Source organism: Rhodococcus sp. SMB37 (assembly GCF_004345605.1).
Lineage (GTDB): Bacteria > Actinomycetota > Actinomycetes > Mycobacteriales > Mycobacteriaceae > Rhodococcus.
Map to the genome: position 1 here is coordinate 1 of NZ_SLVY01000031.1, position 21329 is coordinate 21329.

Genomic DNA, 21329 nt, shown 5'->3' on the forward strand with positions numbered 1-21329 from the left:
CCGGCCGCGGAAGACACTCGGCTGGAGGAAGCCATGTAACGTGCTCGCGGAGTTGATCGCGGGTGTTGCGTTAGCGTCCTGAATCCGCCCGGCGTGTCGCGTGAAGTTCTGCACACTCGAAATCGCTTATCGCGTCGTCGTCCACAACAGCTCAGGTCGGATCGATCCCATCCCATACATCTGCACGCCGTGGACTCCCTCGCCGAGGACAGCGGCCGGCGCTGTACGGATGTACCACACGGCAGGGTTGAGGTCGACGATTCGCTGCTGGGCTGTTTCGTAGGCTGCGGCACGATCCTCGAGTTCGGCCGCCGTCCGGCCTTCGTCGATGGCGGCGTTGAGCTCGGGGTCGTTGATGCCGCTGAAGTTCCCGGTCGAGTCGCCGTGGAAATTGCCCCAGAGCGCCGTGTCGGGGTCGAGGATCGTTGCCGACGTGATTGCCACATCGAAATCGTAGGAGTTGAGCCGTGGCAAGGCCGAGGTGAAATCCAGGACCTCGACCTGAACGTCGACACCCTCGAATGTGCTCAACTGTGCCTGGACGGCTTCCGCGACGGCCTTGTTCTCGACCGAGGTGTAGGCGAGGAAGGTGAACGACACGGGCTTGCCGTCGGCTGCCAGCTCGTCGAACAACTGCTGCGCCGCGTCCGGATCGTGCGCCGGGATCGGAATGTCCGCGAAGAACGGCGAAGACTCGTCGAACAAGGTCCGGGGAAGTTCCGCGCGGCCTGCAAAGACCACCTCGTTCAGTGCGTCGATATCGATAGCGAGGGCGAGCGCTCGCCGAGCGCGTTCGTCGTCGAACGGCGCCCGGCGGGTGTTCAACGCCAGAAACTGTCCGCCGCCCGTGGGTTCGACGATGACGCGGAGACCGGCGTCTTCTGCGCGCCCGAGAGAAGCCCAGCTCGCTTCGATAGCAAGACCCGCATCGCCCGAGATCACGGCATTGACGCGTTGATTCGTGTCGCCGTTGTGAACGAGTTCGATTCCGTCCAGGTAGGGCGCCGGCTCGTATCCGGGGTTGCGTTCGAGGACGATGTGGTCCTGTCGCCGCCATTGCGTCATCGTGTACGGGCCGGCCCCGACGGGCTGCTCGTCGAATGCCTGACGTCCCGCCTCGAGCGCGGTGGGAGAAGCGACCCAGTTCAAGCCGCCCCACACCACGGCCTGCGCATAGTGCGGGTTGGGTGATGCGAGTGTCACCCGCAGCGTCAGCGGATCGGTCACTTCGAGAGCTGCGATCTGCGATGCCTGGATCAACGACGGTGATCCGGAGTTCTGATCACGCATGCGTTCCCAGTTGTACCGGACGGCTTCGGCGTCGTACGCGGTTCCGTCGGTGAAGAGGAGCCCCTCGCGCAACTTCAGCTCGAAGGTCGCACCCCCGTCTGCGGTGTCGAATGATTCTGCGAGGACGGGCGTGATCTCAAGTGTCTCCGGGTCGTTGACCAGCAACGTTCCGTACAGCGCGTTGCCGATGAGACTGTTCGATACCCAGGCGTTGACGAGAGTCGCCGGATCGAGTGAGCGCGGCTCACCACCCTGGACGACCCTCATCGTCCCTCCTCGAACCGGAGCTCCCGCCTCCACATCATCAGTCCGCATTGCACTGCTGCCCCCACACGCACCCACCACCAAGGCCACCGATGCGACAAACGCCGCCAGCATCGTGCGCCGGGCCACGGGTCGGCGACGCAGGAGGTTCAGCATCTGGGACTCCTTCACTGGAGTCACTGCGCGAGAGTCGGATCCGACTCGGAACAGAGACAATTCGGTGTGGTTCGAAACAAGACGAAACGATACTCTCACAGTCAAGAATATAATTCTTCTACCGCTGTCGAGACACGAATGTTCCGCCGAGCCCACCCATGCGGTACTGATGTCGACCATGTCCACCAGGGAGAGATATCAGCGATTCGCACAGCTCGAAGCCCACGGAATATCACCGACCTACGAGCTGCTGAGTTCGGAGATCGCCGACGACTGCGAGATCATCGAACACATCGAACGACTCCCCGAATCCAAACGACAACCGAACCTCGTCCTCGGAGCCACCCGCCACCTCGGTGCCCCCACGGATTCGTACACGTCCTTCCGCAGATGGACTCTCGATAACTGGGCTGCCGTCGAGCAAACTGCCCTCGCTCACTCGACCCAGACGAACGAGGCAGGACGAGCTGCGGTGCTGTTGCCGATACTGGGTCTCCTCGACGGACCTCTGTCGCTGATCGAGGTCGGCGCCTCAGCAGGGCTGTGCCTCTACCCGGATCGGTACAGCTACGTATACGACGAACATCATGCAGTGCACCCGGACGACGGCCCCTCGCAAGTGGTTCTGTCTTGCACAACCACTGGGGAGCCCCCGATTCCCCGCCGGCTTCCCGCGATCGCGTTCCGCGCCGGTCTCGATCTCAATCCTCTCGATGTCACCAACGAGGACGACATGTCCTGGCTCGACAGTCTGATCTGGCCCGAACACCACACCCGCCGCGAAAATCTCCGTTCGGCGGCTGCCATCGCCGGAGCGGATCGACCGCATCTTGTCCGCGGCGACCTCAACACCGCTGTCGCCGACCTGGTGGATCAAACGCCCACAGGCACCACTGTCGTTGTCTTCCACAGTGCCGTACTCAACTACGTGGGCCCAGCCGAACGCGCAGCGTTCGAGCAGACCGTCCGAGCATTACCGTGCCGCTGGATATCCAACGAGAGTCCACGCGTTCTCCCCCACATCACCCGCCGGCTGGGCGGCCCCGTCGACGAGATCGGTGGAAGGTTCGTTCTCGGCCTCGACGGCCGACCTGTCGCACTGACCGGCGCACACGGGCAATCGCTCGACTGGATTCGGTGAGAGCTTTCTGTCTCGGACGCACGCGGCTCATGCATTCCTGACCCGTCAGGTGCCGCAGAAAGTCTGGAAGGTGTCGTTGAACGACCGCGGAGCGGGTGCGGCGTACGCCGACCACTCGTCACGACGCTCGAACGGATGCGTCACCACCTCCAGCAATGTCTCGAACGGGACCAGATCGCCGGTGGTGGTGGCGCGCAGAGCAGCCTCGACGTGGTGGTTGCGCGGGATATACAGCGGGTTGACGCGGTCCATCCCGTCCGCCGTCTCGGCCGCCCCACGCCCGTACCTGTCGAGTTCCGCACGCCAGCGTTCCAGCCACGGACCTGTGGATTCGTGTGGCATGAGGTCGTCGAGTGGCGCCGAATTCCCGCGGAGTTCGTCTGCGAGGGCACGGAAGGTGCCTGTCCAGTCCGCGCCGTGTGCGGCCATCAGCTTCAACAGCTCGTCGGCCAGAGCCCGATCGACGTCCGCGCCGGCCAAACCGAGCTTGGCAACCATGCCGCGCGTGAAGCGACTCTCGTAGTGTTCGTCGAAGGTGTCGAGGACGGCGGTCGCCATGGTGATCGCGTCGTTCGGATCGGATTCGAGCAGTGCCAGAATCGTTTCGGCGAATCGCGCCAGGTTCCATTTCAGTACCACGGGTTGGTTGCCGAACGAGTAGCGGCCACTGTGATCGATCGAGCTGAACACAGCTGAGGGGTCGTAGGCATCGAGGAAAGCGCACGGACCGTAGTCGATGGTTTCGCCCGAGATCGTCGTGTTGTCGGTGTTCATCACTCCGTGCACGAACCCGGTGAGCATCCATTGCGCCACCAGGGAGGCCTGGGCCTCGACCACGGCTTCGAGAAACGCCAGGTAGCGGTTCCGTTCGCCTTCCGCCGGCAGTTCGGTGAGCTGCGGGTGATGGCGGGCGATCGCGTAGTCGGCGAGCGTGCGGAGGAGCTCGCCGTGACGGACCGCGAGTTCGAAGGTTCCCACGCGCAGATGGCTGCCCGCGACCCGCGCGAGTACCGCCCCGGGTTCGGCACCGTTGCGGTGGATGGGTCGGCCCGTCGCCACGACCGACAACGACCGTGTCGTGGGCACACCGAGGGCATTCATCGCCTCGCTGACCAGGTATTCGCGGAGCATGGGGCCTACCACCGCGAACCCGTCGCCGCCCCGGGAGAACGGTGTGGGCCCCGACCCTTTCAGATGCAGATCCACCCGCCTGCCCTCGATGTCCACAAGTTCGCCGAGCAGCAACGCCCGACCGTCTCCGAGGAGCGGCGCGTACCCACCGAACTGATGACCCGCGTACGCCATCGCGACCGGTGTCGCGTCGGACGGCGCGACCGCCCCGGACAAGACTGCGATCCCCTCGTCGCTTCGCAGTACCGCCGCGTCCAAGCGCAGCTGCGCTGCGAGCTGGTCGTTGAGCACGAGCAGGGTCGGATCCGGAACCTCGGCGCCCTGCCACGACACGCTCAGCGCACTCAGTTCGTCGACGAAGGTGCTCTCGAGACCGAAGGCTGTGTTCGTGTCTGCTGGTGAATCCTGCGTAGCCGCCATGCTTCGAGGGTAGCCATCTCGATCGACCGCTTGGTGTCCTGCAGCTCTGCTATCCTCCAACGCTGTCAGGGGGGGGACACATGCCGAATGATGCCATGAGAGTTGATCTTGATCGACTCTCACACCTGTCGGGCCGGCTCGACCAGCTCGCACGAAGCGCCGAAACACTGAAGGTAATACCCCACGAGCCGTGGATCGGTGCTCCCGCGACGAGCCTGTCGTCGCTCCGGGCAGTTGTCAGCATCTCGACAGACCTGCTCGACACAGCGTTGGTCGCTGCTGTCACCGAACGGTTCGAGGAAACAGCCGACGTAATGCGTCAGGCCGTGGTCCAGTACAAGAATGCCGACGACGCCGTGGTAGAACAACTTGCCGCGACCTACTTGTCGGCCACCGGTACCTGGACCACGAGCAGCCACACGTGACACCGACGAGAACCCAGGTCGAGAACTGGACTCCCGGATCACTGCTCACCTGGTGTGACGGCTGGAGAAGCCTCGGAACCAGCATCGAAGGGCTCTTCGACGATTACGTCGCCCACGTCGAGAAGGTCGATGGCCGCTACTGGGAAGGTGTGGCCGCCGAAGCGGCCTTCGAGCGCGCCCACAGCGACCGCGCCACAGCACGCAGCATCGTCGACACGCTCGGGCGCGTAGCCGGAACCATCACCACCGGGTACCACGCAATCAAAGGCAACCTCGACGTGGCCCGCGACGCTCTCGCCACCGCGCAGGAGAACTGCTTCACCATCACCGAGAACCTCGAGTTGATCGACCCACGCACCGAGGACGACGCAGACCGCGAGGCGTTCCGGGTAGGGCTGCAAACCACCCTGCAGCGCTATGCCACGCTCGCCGAACAGGCAGACCTCGATTTGACGCGCAGCCTGGAAGAGGCCCGCACCAGCCTGCGGATCGCCTTCACCTCCGCAGCCGCGCTCGGCGACACCCAGGCCACGGCCGATGCCGCCTCCCTTGCGGCCGGAACCGCTGACGCCGAGACCCTGCACCGCATCGTCGAATCGGGAACTCTCACGCCTGAGCAACTCGCCGACCTGCGCGCCGGCGAATCCACATCGATACCGGCCTCACAGATGGAGTATCTCAACACCGTCGCCCGCTCACTCGACACACTCAGCCCACGCGAGCTGGAACAATTGATGTCGTCCCTCCCGGAAGAAGCACGGGCAGGTCTAGCCAACTCGCTGCAGATCATCTCGACCGACACCGTCACCGTCGCGACCAGCGGAGACCCCGACGTCCCCGCGCAGGGCGGCTTCGACCTCCTCCCCGAGGGCATCCGCGACTCGTTGTCGCGTGAAGACCGCGTGGTCCACGGTGTCGAGTCGATGGGAGGAACTGCCCTGCGTCAGACCACGCTCCACGGTGTTCCGGATGCGCATGCAATCGCATCGATCGTCTCCGCAGGGGACGGCGAGTACCGCAACGGCAGCGACCTCGACAGGCAGCTCCTCGCTGCCGGTCGCGAGTATCTCGATGCGCACGTCACACACGATCAGGATCCTCAGGGAGAAATGACCATCTTCGAGGTCGACGGCTTCACCCCTCGAGATCCGTACCTCGACCCGGTATTCGCAGCCGTCTCCGACGATCGGATCGCCGTCGAGCAGGCGGTCACAGACGCGAACGGCTCAGACTTCGTACGGGACGTCCTGACCCACTCGTGGTCCGATGAATCCGCCATACAGCCGATGTTCGACTTCGACGAAATAGAGGGCGCCGTCCAGGATCCCAACGATCCCGTCGATGTTGCAGAGGCGACACGGAGTGGACAGATCATGTCGGCGGTCGCGGCGGCGATGAGCACAGATGCTGCGTGGCAGCAGATGTCGAGCATCCCCGGTACGGACCATCAATCCATCGGCGAGGTGAACCCCGAACTGGTGCGCACCATTTCCCACAGTATGACCCCGTACATCCCGAGCCTCGTGAACGTCGAAGTACCTGATCGGCCCGGCTTCGACATTGAGGGGTGGACGGACCCCGAGGGTTCCCGAAGCTACCGTGGATCCGCCAACGTCTTCGCCGCGTTGAGTACGGATGAGGAAGCTGGGACGCACTTCCAATCCCACGCCCTGCAAGAGTCCGTCTCGGCCCAGATCCGATTCGGAGAGAACCCGGATGCTCCGAATTCGAACCAGCATCTCGCCAACGCCGGGCAACTCTTGGCGTTGACCGACAAGGGCATCGAAATGTCGATGCAGGACCGGTACGACGACGATGCCGCCCGCGACCTGGCTGTGTACGAACAAAAGGCAAACGCCTACAACGCTGTAACGTGGCTCGGAGGTCATGTTCTCCCCGGCACTGATTTGCTCTTCGACACTATTTCCGCTGGCGGAGAGCCAATGAAGGAATCGGTGATCGGCCCCAAACCGGACCCCGCAGCCGAAGCTTACGTGAATCGTCCAAATTTCCAGCGCCTCAGCTACTTTTCTCTGGCGGCATTTCAAGACTTCCCAGAAGATCTTCGAACCAAATATCGCGATGTATTCGAGGAAAACGGAAATATCCGTCCTTACGATGAGCTCTTTTCAGTATCTGGCAACACCGCGAGTTGGTCAGCTACTGACTATCTGCTCGCCAATCTGTTGAGCGAATCGGGTAACCAGTACGGTCTTCGTCTCGCGTATGACGAAGTCAAGCCACCTAGTTGACCACCACAGGTCCACGCGCATCCACGCACCACAACAGATAGCCGAATAGAGTCTCCATGGTCCACCTCAGTCGCATCGCGATCACCGTCACCCTCGCCGCACTCGTCAGTAGCTGCACCACCCAACCGAATTCACACGCCCCTGGCGACCGGGACACACCACCGGATTTCGAACCGATCTACACAAGCTCATGGTCCGCAGAACCCGGCATCGACCTGCTCAGTCGTGAAGCAGAACTCATCCGAGCCACATTCGAATCCAGTTGGCAAACAGAGATGTACTCGATCACCAACTCCTTCCCCGGATACCGAGAAGCCATCGGCTATCCCCACCCCTCCATCCAGAACATCGTCCGGGGGGCCGACGCTGGGAATACCGACTGGGACCAAGTCAGCAAACACACTATCCGGTACCACATCACCGAACTCATCGAAACTCCCACCGACATCACCGCAAGCATCTGCGACGATATCGTGTACACCGAAACCACAACCAACGACCACATCACCCGTCACGGGCTCTCATGGACCGCCTCCCTGCACAACACTGCCGACACCCCGGGCCTCCCCGGCATCGCCGACACCGACCGTGCAAACCATGATCCTCGCGCCCGACGCACCCCCACCTGGAACGTTTTCGGCACCTGGAGAATCACTCATCTGATCCCGCAAAGCCTCAACATGGAGAAACACGTTGCCGAACCCGCCTGCACCGCCTGGTGGCTGGCAAACCACCCAGACACGCTGAAAGTTGACGGCAACACCACGTTCCGCGCGGCCGGCGTCGTGCCCGGAACCCCCCTCGCTCCGCAATTCCCCGAGTGGATCGGACCAGCGGAGGGTCGATGACGACGCAGGCCGATCCAGTCACATTGTCGAGTGCAGTGCCCAGCGATGACCGAGGGACTTGCGTCTGCGGTCCCGGTCTGGTCAACCGACACGCTCGAACAACGACACAATGATCCCTTCGGGCCCACGCACATAGGCCATCCGCACGCTGTTCTCGTATTCACCGATGCCACCGATGAGGCCGTATCCGTCCGCAGCCACCTCGTAGATTGCAGCTTGAAGGTCGGCGACTTCGAAAGACACATTGCGCAACCCGAGCTCGTTGGCCATCGCCGCTGGCGATCCGGGCACGTGGTCGGGCGTGATGAAGCTCGAGAGTTCCAAGCCGGAGCCTCCGCCGGGCGGCCGCAGCATCACGATCTCGCAGTGAGCACCGGGGATACCGCAGACGGTCTCAACGAATTCGCCTTGCACAGATCCGGTGCCTTCCACCTCCATTCCGAGTGTCACGAAGAACGCCGTTGCGGAGGCGAGGTCCGCGACGGTAATGCCGACATGGTCGAAACGCTGCACGTGTGCCATGAGGTCCATCTTCCATTCGAGAACTTCGACCCGCCGGGTCGTCGGCGCCGCGACCGTACTGCCCGGGCACGGCCTCCTTGGCGCGACGGGATCGACACCGCTGTGGAAGCAACCCTGCGTGCTGGTCCGGCCTGATCACCGCGCCTCGTCGCTCTACACCGCCGCACGGCGAGGAGATCACGGCGTGGCCGACGACCTCGCCGCGAGTCGCTTCCATACCTCGACGTCGGTGCGCGGTCCCCCTGGCGTCTCGGCGCCGTATCGAGCGGTTTCGCCGGGGATATCCAGGGGGCCGACCATCGGAACACCCGGATACAGTGCTTCTTCGATCCGCTCGTCGGGCACCAGCCAGCAGATTTCGAATTCGATTCCGTCGGGGTCACGGGCGTACAGCGCCTTGGTGGCGGCATGGTCCGCAGCACCGGTCAACGCTCCCGCGGCGGCGAGGCGCTGACGCATATCGTCGAGGTCTGTCAGCGTTTCGACCTCCCACGCGACGTGATAGAGCCCGACTCTGCCCGGCACGACAGTGTCCCCGCCGCGCGCCTGGAACAGTCCCAGATCATGGTCGTTGGCCGATCCCGCGTGCCGAAGGAAGGCGCCACCAGGGAACTCCCCCGCCAATCGCTCGAACCCGAGCACGTGCTCGTAGAAATGCAGACTTCGTTGCAGGTTCGACACATACAGGACGACATGATTGATGCCGCGCATCCCCATCGACAATCCCTTCTCGAAGGCCCCCGCACGACCTCAAGTGCGTGAGCTGTGAATCTGCCATTCTCCTTTGGGCGCCCGCCACTGCGATCGAGCGTTCCCGAAGAGCGGGCTCGCACAACGCGCTCGCTACTCGAACCTGCGATGAATGGTGCGCGGTACCTCGAGTGCCGCGTGTGCGCCTTGGTCATCACCGAGTCGCTCGGCCAAGGTCCGTTCCGCGAGGCCCGGCGGTAACGCGGCGGAAAACTTCAGTCCCGAGACCGCATTGGCCGCGACCGTCGGCGCGCGCCACGCAATCTGTGCGAGAGCGGCGGACACATCGCGTGCGGTGACATCGGGCAGCAGGCGCAACGATTTCTCGTCGATTCGTTGCCGAGGGTCGACCAGAGATGGCAACGAGGCCTGCAGGGTGCGGTTGGCTGCAGTACCCGCCCACGTCCACCATCGTCCGCTGCCTTCGGATGGAAGAGCGATGACCGCCGCATCAACATCGACCGCAGGCAGATAGCTCGCTCGCAGGTCTACAAGGGTTGATTCGGCTCGTCGAGTCAGCGTGACACCCGGTGGCGGCGCACCGAGCAGCACCGATCGCATACCTTGCGCGATCTCGTACGAGACGCCGCCACCGAGTCCGGACCATTTTGCTCGTCCACCCGAGTCGACGGGTTCGACGAAGCAGCGTCGACGCGGCCAGTCGATGTGGGTGACCTTCCACGAGCGGCCGGCGAGGAGCAGGATCCGCGGTCCCTCGACCTCTTCGGTGAGTAGGTCGGTGCCGATCGTGCCGATTTCATTGCGCCCGGCGAGCACTGTGAATTCCGGTGGGGCACTGAACACTGCAGTCAGGTCGGAGAAGTAGCGGCGGCCGAACCGCCGTTCGGCTTCCGGTCCGATGTGCAGGAATTCGCCGTCGCGGTCGAAGAACCCCTGTTCGCACAGAAACTTCATGATGTTGTCCGCGGCGTCGTCGAAGATCGGCAGACTCCCCCACCAGTCCCGCCAGCTCCGCGTACCGATTCGGTGCTCCTGCAGGCACAACGCCATCATCTGTTGTGCTGCGATGTGCCGCGGGGACGGTGGCGGCGTGATCGGCTCAACCCATCCGCGCGCCCAGCGATCCAGCATGCCGAGGGCAAGCAATTCCTGTTCGTCGTCCAGACACAGGAATAGGCAGTTGCGGGAGGTGCCGGCGCGGCGTCCGGTCCGTCCGAGCCGTTGGAGGAACGACGCGACGGTACGGGGTGCACCGATCTGGATGACGCGGTCGAGGTCTCCGACGTCGATACCGAGTTCGAGCGTGGACGTCGCGACGATCACGGTGTCACGGGACTCGGCAAACGCCTCTTCCGATTGACGTCGTTCGGCGGCAGACAACGATGAATGAGACAGAAATGTGGTGATGCCGCGATCACGCAGTGCCGCACCGAGCTCCTCGGCGCGGCGGCGCGAGTCGACGAACACCAACCGCTTCTCGCCCTGATGCAGAGACGCGATGACGGTGGCGGCGTTGGAGACGGAACCGACATAGTCGACGGTGATGTCGGGTTCAGTAGCGGGTGCTCCAACGTCCGGCGCGACGACACGGCGCGGCCGATCGGTTGTGCTCCCCTGCAGCCACGCCAGCAACTCGTCGGGATTGCCGACGGTCGCCGACAGACCGATGCGCTGGATGTCGCGGCCTGCGACGCGGGCCAGTCGTTCGAGGACGGCGAGCAGGTGCCAGCCGCGGTCGTCGCCGGCGAAGGCGTGGACTTCGTCGACGACGACAGCACGCAGTCCAGCGAACAGGACTCGCGGATCCACTTTCGTGGACACCAGCATTGCTTCGAGTGATTCGGGGGTGGTGAGCAGGATGTCCGGTCGTTCCCGCAGGATCCGTGTGCGCGCGGACTGACCGACGTCGCCGTGCCACACGGCAGCGCTACGACCGAGCCATTGCGCATAGCCGTGTAGACGTGGCTGAAGGTTGTTCAGCAGCGCCCGCAACGGGCATACGTACAGCACGGAGGTGCCCTGCCAGTCGTGTTCTGCCATGGCCGACAGCAGCGGGAAGGCCGCGGCTTCGGTCTTTCCGCCGGCCGTTGGAGCCAGCACGAGAGCGTCATCGCCGGCGAGGATCGGCGCGACGGCTGCCGCTTGGGTGGGGCGCAGACCGTCCCATCGCAGGGTGTTCGCGAGGTGGTACTGGACTCCGGGGTGGAGCAGGCCGAACGCGTCGTCGGTCACGAAGCGTCCTGCTCGGTCGCACGATGGTCAGGCACGTGGTCGATCTTTCGTGGTTGCGTGACTTGAAGCAACTTCATCTCGTGCAGAGCTCGCCGTGCCGGCAATTGCAGCGCGCAGAGGAAGATAGTGGCAGCGAGCGCTTCAACAGCCGCAGGATTCAGACGCCAAATACTCGTGGATAGCGATGTTCCGAATGTCGCCGTCCATACCGCCGACCTTCGGCATATACCGCTCGACATCCGCAACGGCGTCAAGAACGTCTCGGCAACGTTCATTATCAACTCGGCTCACATATCGAACATATCGGCGCGCGGAGGCGGACACGCGCTCCCGTGCGACACCACGTGCAACGACATCGACGCTCACCCCGAGAAGGTCGGAGAGCTCCTCTGCCTGCCCAAGCATGGAGACGGTGTCCGTTCAGTCATGTCAGCGCCTTCCTGCTACTAGCAACAAATCCAGCATAGGTCCCGAACTGCTTGCCGGTAATCCGGCGATACCGATGATCGCGCGGTATCGACGGTTCCGATAAATCCACCCTGCCGAGGGTGCGCCACCAGATTGCTATTTCCAACACGTCCATCGCCAGATCCGTGGGCCGCTCGGTTCCCGACCTACAGGGTGTCGCGGGCGAGGACGAGCAGGTCCACTTCGTGCCAGCGGCCGCGGTTGTCGCGGAACTCGAAGTTGGACCACGCCCGGAACGGCGGGGCGTCGGGAAGGATCTCCTTGATCCGTTCGAGGCCTTCGCGTTCATGATCGAACGGGGACGGACTGACCTCGACCCAGCGGTCACTGTGCACCGAGTACCACCCTGCCCATCCGATCGTTCACGTCCGTCACAACTTACCCGGACGGTCACGTGCCTGCGGCCGCCACCCGATGGCCGTCGTCCCAACCTGGGCGGCTCAGCGCGCGGGGCGAATCGCCATCGATCACTCCTCGAACGTCACGCGCGGTGTGCGCTGATCGCCCTGCTCGTGATCGGTGACACGGACCCATGCGTTACGGACGGTTGAGAGTGCGGATACGGCGCTGATGGTCAATCGAGTTTGAGCGGCCAGCTGCGATGACCAGGCACTCTCGCTCGGCGGTGTGCGGAACAGGTAAGGGCCGGGTGGGTTGTTGGTCGGTCCGTGCCGTCGGAAGAGATCGGCAGCCGCAACGTCGATTGCCCCGATCGCAGCGAGTGCCCATAAGTCCCACAGGTCGCGCGGCGCGCGACGATCGTGCCACGTAGCGGTCTTACTGGCTGCGAAGGCTGGCAGCGTGGGCACGATCAGCGTGGCCGGCGGCGCATCGCTGTATCGCTGTTCCAGCCTCCGAGGTTCTGCCGGCCACACCGTCCGGTGCTGGGAGGACAACAACTGGATCTTGACAGTTGGACCGCTGCGGGTACGGAGATTCGCCGCTTCGGTGTCTCGGACGGCCGCGAGCGCCGGCCCCCAGGACAGTCGACCGTGCGTCCGCGCGACAGCGCGTTCGAGTGCAGCGTCAAGTTCGACGGCCAACTCGTTCCGATTACCCAGAGCAACGAGGTCTATGTCCTCACTGAGACGACCGTCCGGCAGGTGGGTGCGCGCGAGCGCGGTGCCCCCGATGAAATGCACGCGGTCCGCGAAGCGATCCGCGATTGCGGCGAGGAGATGTGAGATGAGGTGGTCGCGCTCCACCTGTTCCGGCGACACACCGAACTGTGTGGCAACCGTGTCGCGTTCGTCGAGGTTCACGATTGCACACCGGCCCAGATCTCGGCACGACGCAACGCGGCAACGAGACGTTGTTGCTTCGCGAGCTCGACGAGCCGGCCCGGGTCGCTGCGACGGTAGAGGGTAGCGATCGCCGCGGGGATCTCGGTCTCTGCGTTCCCGAGTGATGGCCGGCGGGCAAGATCGAGCACTGTCTGTTCGGGTGTCGTGACGAGGACATGGCCGAGTGATGTGTCCACTCGTTCGGCGTCGAGCGCGTCGGGATCGCGTAGCACGAACCGGACAGTGGCGCGACGGTCGCTCAACTCGATCGGTCTGTGCGCACGAGGGACGGCGACGACGGCGTTGGCCAGCGCGCGGGGAATCGCACCGAGTAACCGCGCTGCGCTGATTCCCATCAGCACAGCTCGGTCCGCTCCATAGATCGTCGCGGCGATCCCCGCGGCAGCGGCTTCCAGACCGGGCAGCCACGGACGCCCCACCTGGTCTTGCGGGACGACGATGTAGTAACCGTGGGCCACCCGGTGCAAGACGCCCCGGTCAACGAGCCGCGACAGCTCGGGACGCGGGTGCGCATACACGCGGGCAGCATCCTGAGGACGGAATGTGCGCAGGGCGGACCGCGTCAGCTCGACCGGCAGAGGCGTCCCTCGCAATGTGCCCACATCAGTCCTTTCAGTGTGCATTTCGTAGGCTTTAACCCTACGAAATGCACACTGTCTACGCAATCACTTCTGGCCACAGGCAGGGGTGGCAATCCTGTCGGCCGATTCCGTTCCCCGTGCGCGCGTCGGGTGCCGCTCAGGTGCGCGATGTGCCGATCTCCACCACATGCGCCCACTCCGGTGGCCTGTCCGGAACGTAGTCGGGGTTCGATTCGCCTCGGAAAACGATTCGAGGGAACAGGCCGACGACCGTTCGGCACCCCGGACGGCTGCTGGGCCAGGGGGTCTGCCCGTCGGTGAGGACAACCACCACATCGGGGCGGGGCCGACTGCGCAACGCCCTGGCGAATCCGGCGCGAAGATCCGTGCCACCGCCCCCGAACAGCGGAATGTCCTCGGCCTGGCACAGCGGGTGCACGACGCGGGCTGCCGCGTCGCAGGACAGCACCGTGACCAGATCGCGGCGCCCGCCCACGGCCCGCGCGATAGCGGCCACCTCGAGTAGTGCGCTACCCAGGTCTGCGTCGCTGACCGAGCCCGACGTGTCGACGATGACGCTGACGCGCGGTGGGGTCCGCCGCAGGCTCGGCAGTACCGCGCCGGGCACGGCGGCGGAGCGCCGCGCCGGCCGGCGGTAGGTGTAGTCATCGCCGGCGCCGGACGAGGACGTGGCCGAGCGGATCGCCGCGCCCAGCAGGGCTCGCCACGGCTGTGGCGGGTGCAAGGCCTCCTCCGCCCACCGTCGCCATCCGCGGGGTGCACTGCCCGGTTGCCCGATGATGCTGTGCGCCACCCGGAAACGGACAGCGTCTCGTTGCTCGTCACTGAGCGCATTGGCACCCTCGGGACCCATTTCCCACTCCCGGCTCAGTCCGTCGGCACCGCTGCCGCAGTCGAGCCACGACACCGCGTCGGTCCACGGACCGAGTCCGAACTCGCCTAGGTAGTCCTCCATGAGCCGGCCGCCGGGCAATCCCAGCGTCGACGGCAGTACGGCATCGTGCGGTGTCAGCAATCCGTCGCCGAACGCGTCGTCGTTGATCTCCGCATCGGCGGCGAGATTCATCCGTAGCCGATCGGCGCGGGAGGTCAGTTCGTGTGCGCGGGCGTAGCGGTCGCTGCGGCCGTGGTGATCGCGCAGCAGATGCGACACCTCGTGGACCAGGACCGAGGCCAGTTCCTCCACTGGTCGCTGCGCGACGAAGACAGGTGAGACGTAACAGCGCCAGTGCCGGTCCACACCGATGGTCGGCACACGGGGGGACGCGACGATGTGCAGCGCGTACAAGGCGGTGGCGAGGTAGGGCCGGGCGCGAGCGGCGTAGAACCGCGCGGCGTAGATCTTGTCCGCGTCGAGCGCCGGTGCCGCCGTCATCGACCGGCCTGCGCGGCGGCACGGTCGGTGGCCTGATCCGCCGCCTGGGACACCGATACAACCCCGGCGAGCCGGTCGATCGCCGCAGGCACCTCCCAGTCGTCCCCGCGCAGAGTGGCCAGTGTGGTCGCCGGAACGACCACGAGGTCGGGCGGCCCGGTTTCCACCGCGGTAACCAGGAGTGCCCACGCCGCGTCCCAACGGGACTTCTCCGGCCGTCGGCGGACGGCGGCGACCACCGCGTCGAGCACAGCCTGGCGCAGATCACCTCGATCGGGGAGGTCGGCGGACGCCGGATCGGCGAGCAGCGTCTCCGGGTCCGGGAGATCCATGCGCTCGATGGCGGCCAGCAGCTCGAAACCGGGCCCGTCACCGACACTCCCCCGGACCAGCAGAGACAGCACGTCCTTCGACGACGAGGTAGCGGTCGCGAAAGCGATCAGCCGCACGGTCATGTCCCAGCTCCGTGGCGACGGCCAGGCACTGCCGCGGCGGGTCTGGCTGCTGGGCAGTTGATGTACGAGGGCGGGGCGGGCGGCGAGAAGCTCACAGACCGCGCGGCGGGCGAACGCCACCGCGTCGGAGAACTTCTCCGGGTCGAGGCGCGGCAGCGTTGCGCGTGGCCAGGTCCCGCCGAGACCTCGGACGACCACGTCGTGGTCGTAGGTCCAGTGCAGGTGCACGAACCGGTTCGCCAACGGTGGGCTCAGCTCCCAACCGTCCGCTGCCGAGGACGGCGGGTTGGCGGCAGCCACGATGCGGACACCAGGTGGGAGTTGCAGTGCCCCGATTCGTCTTTCGAGGACGAGACGGAGCAGGGCCGCCTGCACGGCGGGCGGTGCCGTCGACAGTTCGTCCAGGAAAAGCAATCCCCGGCCGGCCTCCACGAGCCGAACAGCCCAGTCGGGCGGCGCCATCGGGACACCCTGGGTGGCCGGGTCCTCCCCGAGAACGGGCAGACCCGAGAAGTCCGACGGCTCGTGCACACTCGCAATGAGGGTGGTCAGCGGTAGGTCCACAGCCTCGGCGAGCTGGGTCAGGGCGGCGGTCTTGCCGATTCCCGGTTCGCCCCACAGCAGTACCGGTAGATCCGCGGCCACCGCCAGGGTGAGGGCCTCGAGTTGGTCGTCGGGGCGAGATTCGGTGGTGACCGCGCCGAGCATCGCCAACAGAGCTGCGGCACTGTCGAGTTCGATTTTGCTGGGACTTTCGGGAAGGAGTGTGGAAGACATGTGCATCACCTGTGGTGTTGAGAGGAACAGCAGGATGCGGCCGTCCGGCCGTGCTGCGGAACAGTGGGTTTCGGGAATCGAGGAGTGGGTTCAGCGTGAGTGGGTCCGGCGCGACCGTCCGGGTCGGCGAGGTCGCGACGCGGGCGGCGGTTCCATTGGTTCGGAGAGAAACCGGTCGTACGTACTGCGGCGGTCCACGGACGCGCGGAGTTCGTCCAGCAGGGGTCCGTCACGAAGGACTGCGTCAGGACCGAGCAATCCTTCGACGACTGCCAGCGCCCCGGCGGAGTCTCCGTGGTCCAGACGTTCACGGACGCCCGGCAGGCAGTCCGGACGGCGATGCGCCTGGTCGATGGCCTGAAGACACGGCAGCGGGGTGCCGCCCAGTGCGGCGAGCAGTTCCTCGCGCCGGATCTCGGTGGAATCATGGTCGAGTGCGGTCAGTGCGCCGTCGAGCAGTCCGATCCGGTGTCGTTCACCACGGCAGCCGACCAGGTGAATCCGGCTCTCCTGGCTGGCTGTTCGGGATGAAACCGGCGGCGACCAGCCCGGATCCAGGGCTGCGGCGACCAGCGGGTGCAGCCGGTCGACGGTGATGACCCCCGATCGGATCAACTCCAGGTCGGGCAGTACCCGGGTCGCGGCATCGGGCAGGATCGGCAGCGCGGCGAGCTGGCCGCGAGGGTAATCGTCCACGAGTCGCATCACGGCGGGATCGGGGCCGTCGGCGGCCGATTCCACCACCAGATCGTACCGACCCCCGCATCGCACGCGCACGGGTCCGTCAGGATGCCGGTCGGCGCGGAGCAGGATGCCGAATTCGGCCGCCCAGCGGTCGACGGCGAAGCCCTCCGGGATCATCGCGGCCAGGGCCGGGTCAAGCACGGTGAGGCCCGGCACTTGCCCTGTCCCACTGCGCATTCGCAGATCACCGGACCTGCGCGCATCCCACAGGTACCGGTGGAGATCGAGCCGGAACCGCCTGTTGGGACGCGGATGGGGATGGTTCGCGGAATCCGAGCCGTCCCACAGCGCCAGCACGATCCTCTGCCCGGCATCCGCCCAGGCCGGAGCGGTGCGGACCACCAGGTGCACCGAATCGGTTCCACCGCACCGTTTTCTGCTCCCCACGGGCCCGTACCGGGCCAGTGCGATGGTCAGCCCGGGACGCAGCAGTCCGTCTGGGGCCACCCGCGGTAGGTGCCAGCGCAGCAGGTCGGGGGCCAGGTGACGTAGGTCATCCAGGACTTGCGACGCGACGCCGAGGCCGTGCGTGCGGGCCAGCGCGCGTAGGTCGATGTCGACATCGAATCCCGCTGCGGCACAGGCGCCGCGCCAGTCACCAGCGAGACGTCGGGCGGTTGCGGCCTCGATCACGGAGGGCGGCACGGCGAACTCGCGCACGCGCAGCCAGAAGGACAGTCGGGGGTCGAACCCGTTCGCGTTCGGAAAGTGCATCAGCACTCACCGTGAGCGAACTGGGCCCCCAATCTTGGATCAGAGAAAGTTGTCATCGGCGCAATCGTAGCGTGCCGTGGCAATCGCGGCCAGTGCAGCGTCGACCGTACGCGCCTCCGGTAGCACTTCACTCCCCCCAATCGAGCACTGGGTGCGGGCGCATAGACTACTGCTCCATGTCCAGGAATCCCGGATACGACCACCTCGTCCAGTCGTTGATCGACGCGGTGGGCCGACCCACATTCGACCGCGGCAAGCGCTACGCCGCATCAGGTGCGGTCGTCGACTGCGGATTCGACGAGGAACATCTTTTCGGTTTCGGAAAGATCGCCGGGACACGGATGTATCAGGCCGAGATTCAGCTCGCCCCTGGACCGCGGGGACTCGAGTTCGAGTACGGCGAATGTTCGTGCCCGGTCGGTTACGACTGCAAGCACACCGCCGCGCTCCTGCTCACGCTGCTCACCTCGCAGGAGGATGTGGCCCCTGTAGCTCCCTCATGGGAGGCATCGTTCGAGTCGCTCCTCGGAGAGGACGACACCGGCAGAGGCGTTCCCCTCGCGCTGCAACTGGCGTTGACACAGCGAGCGCACATTCCCGCACCGACCCTCACTGCCCGAGTGCTCCGCCCCGGCAAAACCGGGTGGGTATCCGGCAACATCTCCTGGCAGAACCTGGCCTACACCTACGACGTGAACGCGCAACACAAGCGGTTGCTGCTCGAGCTCGCGGCGCTGGTCAACGCATCGACACGCAGTTACTACAGCGCAGCCCAGACCACCGTCGACCTGTCTTCGGTGTCGCCGAGGTTGTGGTCCCTGCTCGACGATGCCCATAGCCTCGGGATCGAGCTGCGTTACGCGAAGAAGAAGCACGGTGCAGTACCTCCCCCTGGGACCGCTGAAGTGCATGTCGACGTGGCAGACTCGGGTGACGGACTCAAGGTCACCCCCACTTTGCGCATCGGCGATGCCGAGGTTGCGACAGCGGTCGGGTTCATCGGTGCCCCGGCCCACGGCGTGATCCATCTTCCTCCGGGCGATCACGGCGGTGCCCCGGCGGATCTCCCGTTCCGTCTCGCGCGGCTGCGCAACACCGTCACCGACGGCATGCAGCACCTGCTGCAGAGCAACGATGCGCTCACCGTGCCACCGGACCAGGTGCCGCGGTTCGCGACCGCCTACTACCCTCGCCTGCAACGGGCAGCGACAGTGGCCTCCTCGGATGGTTCGTTCACGGCACCGACGGTGAGCGGTCCGTCCCTACTGCTGCAGGTTGCGTTCCGGCCGGGGCACCGCACCGACCTGCACTGGCAATTCGTGTACACGGTGGGCGAGAGTGAGTACGCGGTCGAGTTGTACGAACGCCTCTCCGATGCCGTGCGCGACCGGGAAGGAGAGGACACGCTGCTGGCCGAGATCCGGCCCGTGGTGGCTCCGTTCGGACTGGACAACACCGTCGACCGCCGGTTGTTCTCGCGCGCCACCCTCGCCGGCCTCGACACCGCGCGTCTCGTGTCCGAACTGCTGCCGCTGCTGTCCGACCGCGACGATGTGGAGGTGCGGGTCGAGGGTACCCCCGCAGACTATCGCGACGTGAGCGACAGTCTGCGGATCGGACTGTCCACCAAGGCAACCGGGGACTCCGATTGGTTCGACCTGAACATCACAATCGAGATCGACGGTGAGACGGTCCCGTTCCGGGAGGTGTTCACCGCGCTCAGCGAGGGTGCGTCGTATCTGATGCTTCCCGACGGGGCCTACCTGTCGTTGGACAAGCCGGAGCTGCAGCAGCTGCGCCGGCTCGTCGACGAAGCCCGCTCGTTGCACGAGGACGACGACCCGGATCGGCTGCGACTGAGCCGATTCCAGGCGGGTATATGGGAGGAGTTGTCGGCGCTCGGTGTCGTCGACAAGCAGGCCGCGGCCTGGAAGAAGCAGGTACAAGGACTTCTCGACGTGCAGTCGACCGCGAAGACCCGGGTGCCGAAGGCATTGCAGGCGACGCTGCGGCCGTATCAGCTCGATGGATTCCGGTGGCTGACGTTCCTGTGGACCCACGGACTCGGCGGGATCCTCGCCGACGACATGGGGCTCGGCAAGACTGTGCAGTCTCTCGCCTTGATCTGCCACGCGCGCGCGAAACGACCTTCGGATGCCCCCGTGCTCATCGTCGCACCGACGTCGGTGGTTCCGAACTGGGCTGCCGAGGCCGGGCGGTTCGCGCCGCATCTGAATGTCGTCGCGATCACCGAGACGGCCGGCAAACGCGGTGTGGGACTGGATGATCTGCTCGGCGGTATCGACGTCGTCGTCACGTCGTACACGCTACTGCGACTCGACATCGGCGACTATCTCGAACACGGCTGGTCGATGCTGCTGCTCGACGAAGCGCAGTTCGTCAAGAATCATCGGGCGAAGGCGTACCAGTGCGTGCGGCAGATCGAGGCGCCGCTGAAGGTCGCGATCACCGGCACACCGATGGAGAACAATCTGATGGAGTTGTGGTCGCTGCTGTCGATCACCGCACCCGGACTGTTTCCCCACCCCACGAAGTTCCAGGACTACTACCGCAAACCCATCGAGAGCGGCAATAATCCCGAATTGCTTGTGCAGCTGCGTCAGCGCATCAAGCCGTTGATGTTGCGTCGTACGAAGGAGCAAGTCGCCACCGACCTGCCGGACAAGCAGGAGCAAGTGCTCGAGGTGGAGCTCGCACCGAAACACCGTGCCCTCTACGACCGGCAGTTGCAGCGGGAACGGCAGAAGATTCTCGGCCTCGTCGACGACCTGGACAGCAACCGCTTCACGATCCTGCGGTCGCTGACACTGCTGCGGCAGATGAGCCTCGATCCGGCGCTGGTCGACGACGCGCACGGCAAAGTCGGTTCCGCGAAGATCGATGCGTTGCTCGAACAGCTCGACGACGTGATCGCCGGTGGGCACCGGGCATTGGTGTTCAGCCAGTTCACCGGGTTCTTCGACCGTGTCCGGGCACGGCTCGACGCTGCCGGGATCGACTACCTGTATTTGGACGGCAAGACCCGCAAACGCGGGAAGGTGCTCGAGGACTTCAAGTCCGGGGCGGCGCCGGTGTTCCTCATCAGTCTCAAGGCCGGCGGGTTCGGCTTGAACCTGGTGGAAGCGGACTACTGTTTCCTACTCGATCCGTGGTGGAATCCCGCGACGGAGGCCCAGGCAATCGACCGCACGCACCGCATCGGGCAGACCCGCAACGTGATGGTGTACCGGTTGATCGCCCGCGACACCATCGAAGCGAAGGTTCGGGCCCTGCAGCTCCGCAAGGCGGAGTTGTTCTCCTCCGTGGTCGACGACGGGGAGATGTTCTCGTCTGCGCTGAACGCTGACGATATCCGCGCGTTGCTGCACTGACGCCAGCGGAATCGAGTGTGCAGTTTTCGTCGCGATACGCCGGGCGGATTCAGGACGCTAACGCAACACCCGCGATCAACTCCGCGAGCACGTTACATGGCTTCCT

At 65.1% G+C, this 21329-nt stretch carries 16 protein-coding genes; 5 read left to right on the plus strand and 11 right to left on the minus strand.

The window, feature by feature from the left end; genetic code table 11:
• Window positions 1-126: 126 nt before the first annotated feature.
• Complete coding sequence (locus tag EV641_RS28435) at window positions 127-1557, minus strand: ABC transporter substrate-binding protein (RefSeq protein WP_241997532.1); 1431 nt, start codon at window positions 1555-1557, stop codon at window positions 127-129.
• A gap of 331 nt (window positions 1558-1888) precedes the next feature.
• Here EV641_RS28435 and EV641_RS28440 point away from each other — a divergent pair, with 331 nt between their 5' ends.
• Window positions 1889-2851 carry a DUF2332 domain-containing protein gene (locus EV641_RS28440; RefSeq protein ID WP_054718991.1) on the plus strand — a complete coding sequence of 321 codons (963 nt, stop codon included), beginning with the start codon at window positions 1889-1891 and terminating at the stop codon, window positions 2849-2851.
• A 45-nt stretch (window positions 2852-2896) separates the two neighbouring features.
• Here EV641_RS28440 and EV641_RS28445 read toward each other — a convergent pair whose 3' ends face one another.
• On the minus strand, window positions 2897-4402 hold the full coding sequence (locus EV641_RS28445) for a protein adenylyltransferase SelO (protein ID WP_054718987.1): 1506 nt from the start codon (window positions 4400-4402) through the stop codon (window positions 2897-2899).
• 95 nt (window positions 4403-4497) lie between these two features.
• Here EV641_RS28445 and EV641_RS28450 point away from each other — a divergent pair, with 95 nt between their 5' ends.
• The 3 genes from EV641_RS28450 to EV641_RS28460 are packed head-to-tail and all read left to right on the plus strand — an operon-like array spanning window position 4498 to window position 7927.
• Complete coding sequence (locus tag EV641_RS28450) at window positions 4498-4827, plus strand: hypothetical protein (protein ID WP_132476838.1); 330 nt, start codon at window positions 4498-4500, stop codon at window positions 4825-4827.
• Window positions 4824-7079 carry a hypothetical protein gene (locus EV641_RS28455; protein WP_054715553.1) on the plus strand — a complete coding sequence of 752 codons (2256 nt, stop codon included), beginning with the start codon at window positions 4824-4826 and terminating at the stop codon, window positions 7077-7079. Before EV641_RS28450 ends, EV641_RS28455 begins: the two co-directional genes overlap by 4 nt.
• A 56-nt stretch (window positions 7080-7135) precedes the next feature.
• The gene (locus EV641_RS28460) at window positions 7136-7927 is read left to right on the plus strand and encodes a hypothetical protein (protein WP_132476840.1); all 792 of its coding nucleotides are present in this window, start codon (window positions 7136-7138) and stop codon (window positions 7925-7927) included.
• An 81-nt stretch (window positions 7928-8008) separates the two neighbouring features.
• Here the strand turns inward: EV641_RS28460 and EV641_RS28465 are convergent, their stop codons facing one another.
• From EV641_RS28465 to EV641_RS28505, 9 genes are all read right to left on the minus strand, one after another.
• Window positions 8009-8449, minus strand: a complete 441-nt coding sequence (locus tag EV641_RS28465; RefSeq protein WP_132476842.1) for a VOC family protein — start codon at window positions 8447-8449, stop codon at window positions 8009-8011.
• 177 nt (window positions 8450-8626) lie between these two features.
• Entirely contained in the window at window positions 8627-9166 is a 540-nt protein-coding gene (locus EV641_RS28470; protein ID WP_054810341.1) for a VOC family protein, read from the minus strand.
• Window positions 9167-9292: 126 nt separating this feature from the next.
• Window positions 9293-11392 carry a DEAD/DEAH box helicase gene (locus EV641_RS28475; protein ID WP_132476844.1) on the minus strand — a complete coding sequence of 700 codons (2100 nt, stop codon included), beginning with the start codon at window positions 11390-11392 and terminating at the stop codon, window positions 9293-9295.
• A 614-nt stretch (window positions 11393-12006) separates the two neighbouring features.
• Entirely contained in the window at window positions 12007-12195 is a 189-nt protein-coding gene (locus EV641_RS28480) for a hypothetical protein (protein WP_054715541.1), read from the minus strand.
• Window positions 12196-12327: 132 nt separating this feature from the next.
• Entirely contained in the window at window positions 12328-13122 is a 795-nt protein-coding gene (locus EV641_RS28485; RefSeq protein WP_132476846.1) for a nucleotidyl transferase AbiEii/AbiGii toxin family protein, read from the minus strand.
• A complete protein-coding gene (locus EV641_RS28490; RefSeq protein WP_054715534.1) occupies window positions 13119-13766 on the minus strand; it encodes a type IV toxin-antitoxin system AbiEi family antitoxin in 648 nt (215 codons plus the stop codon). Before EV641_RS28490 ends, EV641_RS28485 begins: the two co-directional genes overlap by 4 nt.
• A gap of 136 nt (window positions 13767-13902) precedes the next feature.
• The gene (locus EV641_RS28495; RefSeq protein WP_132476850.1) at window positions 13903-15141 is read right to left on the minus strand and encodes a VWA-like domain-containing protein; all 1239 of its coding nucleotides are present in this window, start codon (window positions 15139-15141) and stop codon (window positions 13903-13905) included.
• Window positions 15138-16379 carry a MoxR family ATPase gene (locus tag EV641_RS28500; RefSeq protein ID WP_199233419.1) on the minus strand — a complete coding sequence of 414 codons (1242 nt, stop codon included), beginning with the start codon at window positions 16377-16379 and terminating at the stop codon, window positions 15138-15140. The genes EV641_RS28495 and EV641_RS28500 overlap by 4 nt, the downstream gene beginning before the upstream one ends.
• An 84-nt stretch (window positions 16380-16463) precedes the next feature.
• Window positions 16464-17831, minus strand: coding sequence for a hypothetical protein (locus EV641_RS28505; protein ID WP_241997533.1), 1368 nt, complete (start codon window positions 17829-17831; stop codon window positions 16464-16466).
• A 176-nt stretch (window positions 17832-18007) separates the two neighbouring features.
• On the opposite strand from EV641_RS28505, the gene EV641_RS28510 reads away from it, so the two are divergent.
• Window positions 18008-21223, plus strand: coding sequence for a DEAD/DEAH box helicase (locus EV641_RS28510; protein ID WP_132476856.1), 3216 nt, complete (start codon window positions 18008-18010; stop codon window positions 21221-21223).
• The last annotated feature ends 106 nt before the right edge of the window (window positions 21224-21329 follow it).

Bases quoted from the DNA above. Each gene is read 5' to 3' on its own strand.
- EV641_RS28440 (WP_054718991.1), top strand. From the start codon at position 1,889: ATGTCCACCAGGGAGAGATATCAGCGATTCGCACAGCTCGAAGCCCAC.
- EV641_RS28465 (WP_132476842.1), bottom strand. From the start codon at position 8,449: ATGGCACACGTGCAGCGTTTCGACCATGTCGGCATTACCGTCGCGGAC.
- EV641_RS28435 (WP_241997532.1), bottom strand. From the start codon at position 1,557: ATGAGGGTCGTCCAGGGTGGTGAGCCGCGCTCACTCGATCCGGCGACT.
- EV641_RS28445 (WP_054718987.1), bottom strand. From the start codon at position 4,402: ATGGCGGCTACGCAGGATTCACCAGCAGACACGAACACAGCCTTCGGT.
- EV641_RS28450 (WP_132476838.1), top strand. From the start codon at position 4,498: ATGAGAGTTGATCTTGATCGACTCTCACACCTGTCGGGCCGGCTCGAC.
- EV641_RS28460 (WP_132476840.1), top strand. From the start codon at position 7,136: ATGGTCCACCTCAGTCGCATCGCGATCACCGTCACCCTCGCCGCACTC.
- EV641_RS28500 (WP_199233419.1), bottom strand. From the start codon at position 16,379: ATGCACATGTCTTCCACACTCCTTCCCGAAAGTCCCAGCAAAATCGAA.
- EV641_RS28510 (WP_132476856.1), top strand. From the start codon at position 18,008: ATGTCCAGGAATCCCGGATACGACCACCTCGTCCAGTCGTTGATCGAC.
- EV641_RS28505 (WP_241997533.1), bottom strand. From the start codon at position 17,831: ATGCACTTTCCGAACGCGAACGGGTTCGACCCCCGACTGTCCTTCTGG.
- EV641_RS28470 (WP_054810341.1), bottom strand. From the start codon at position 9,166: ATGGGGATGCGCGGCATCAATCATGTCGTCCTGTATGTGTCGAACCTG.
- EV641_RS28495 (WP_132476850.1), bottom strand. From the start codon at position 15,141: ATGACGGCGGCACCGGCGCTCGACGCGGACAAGATCTACGCCGCGCGG.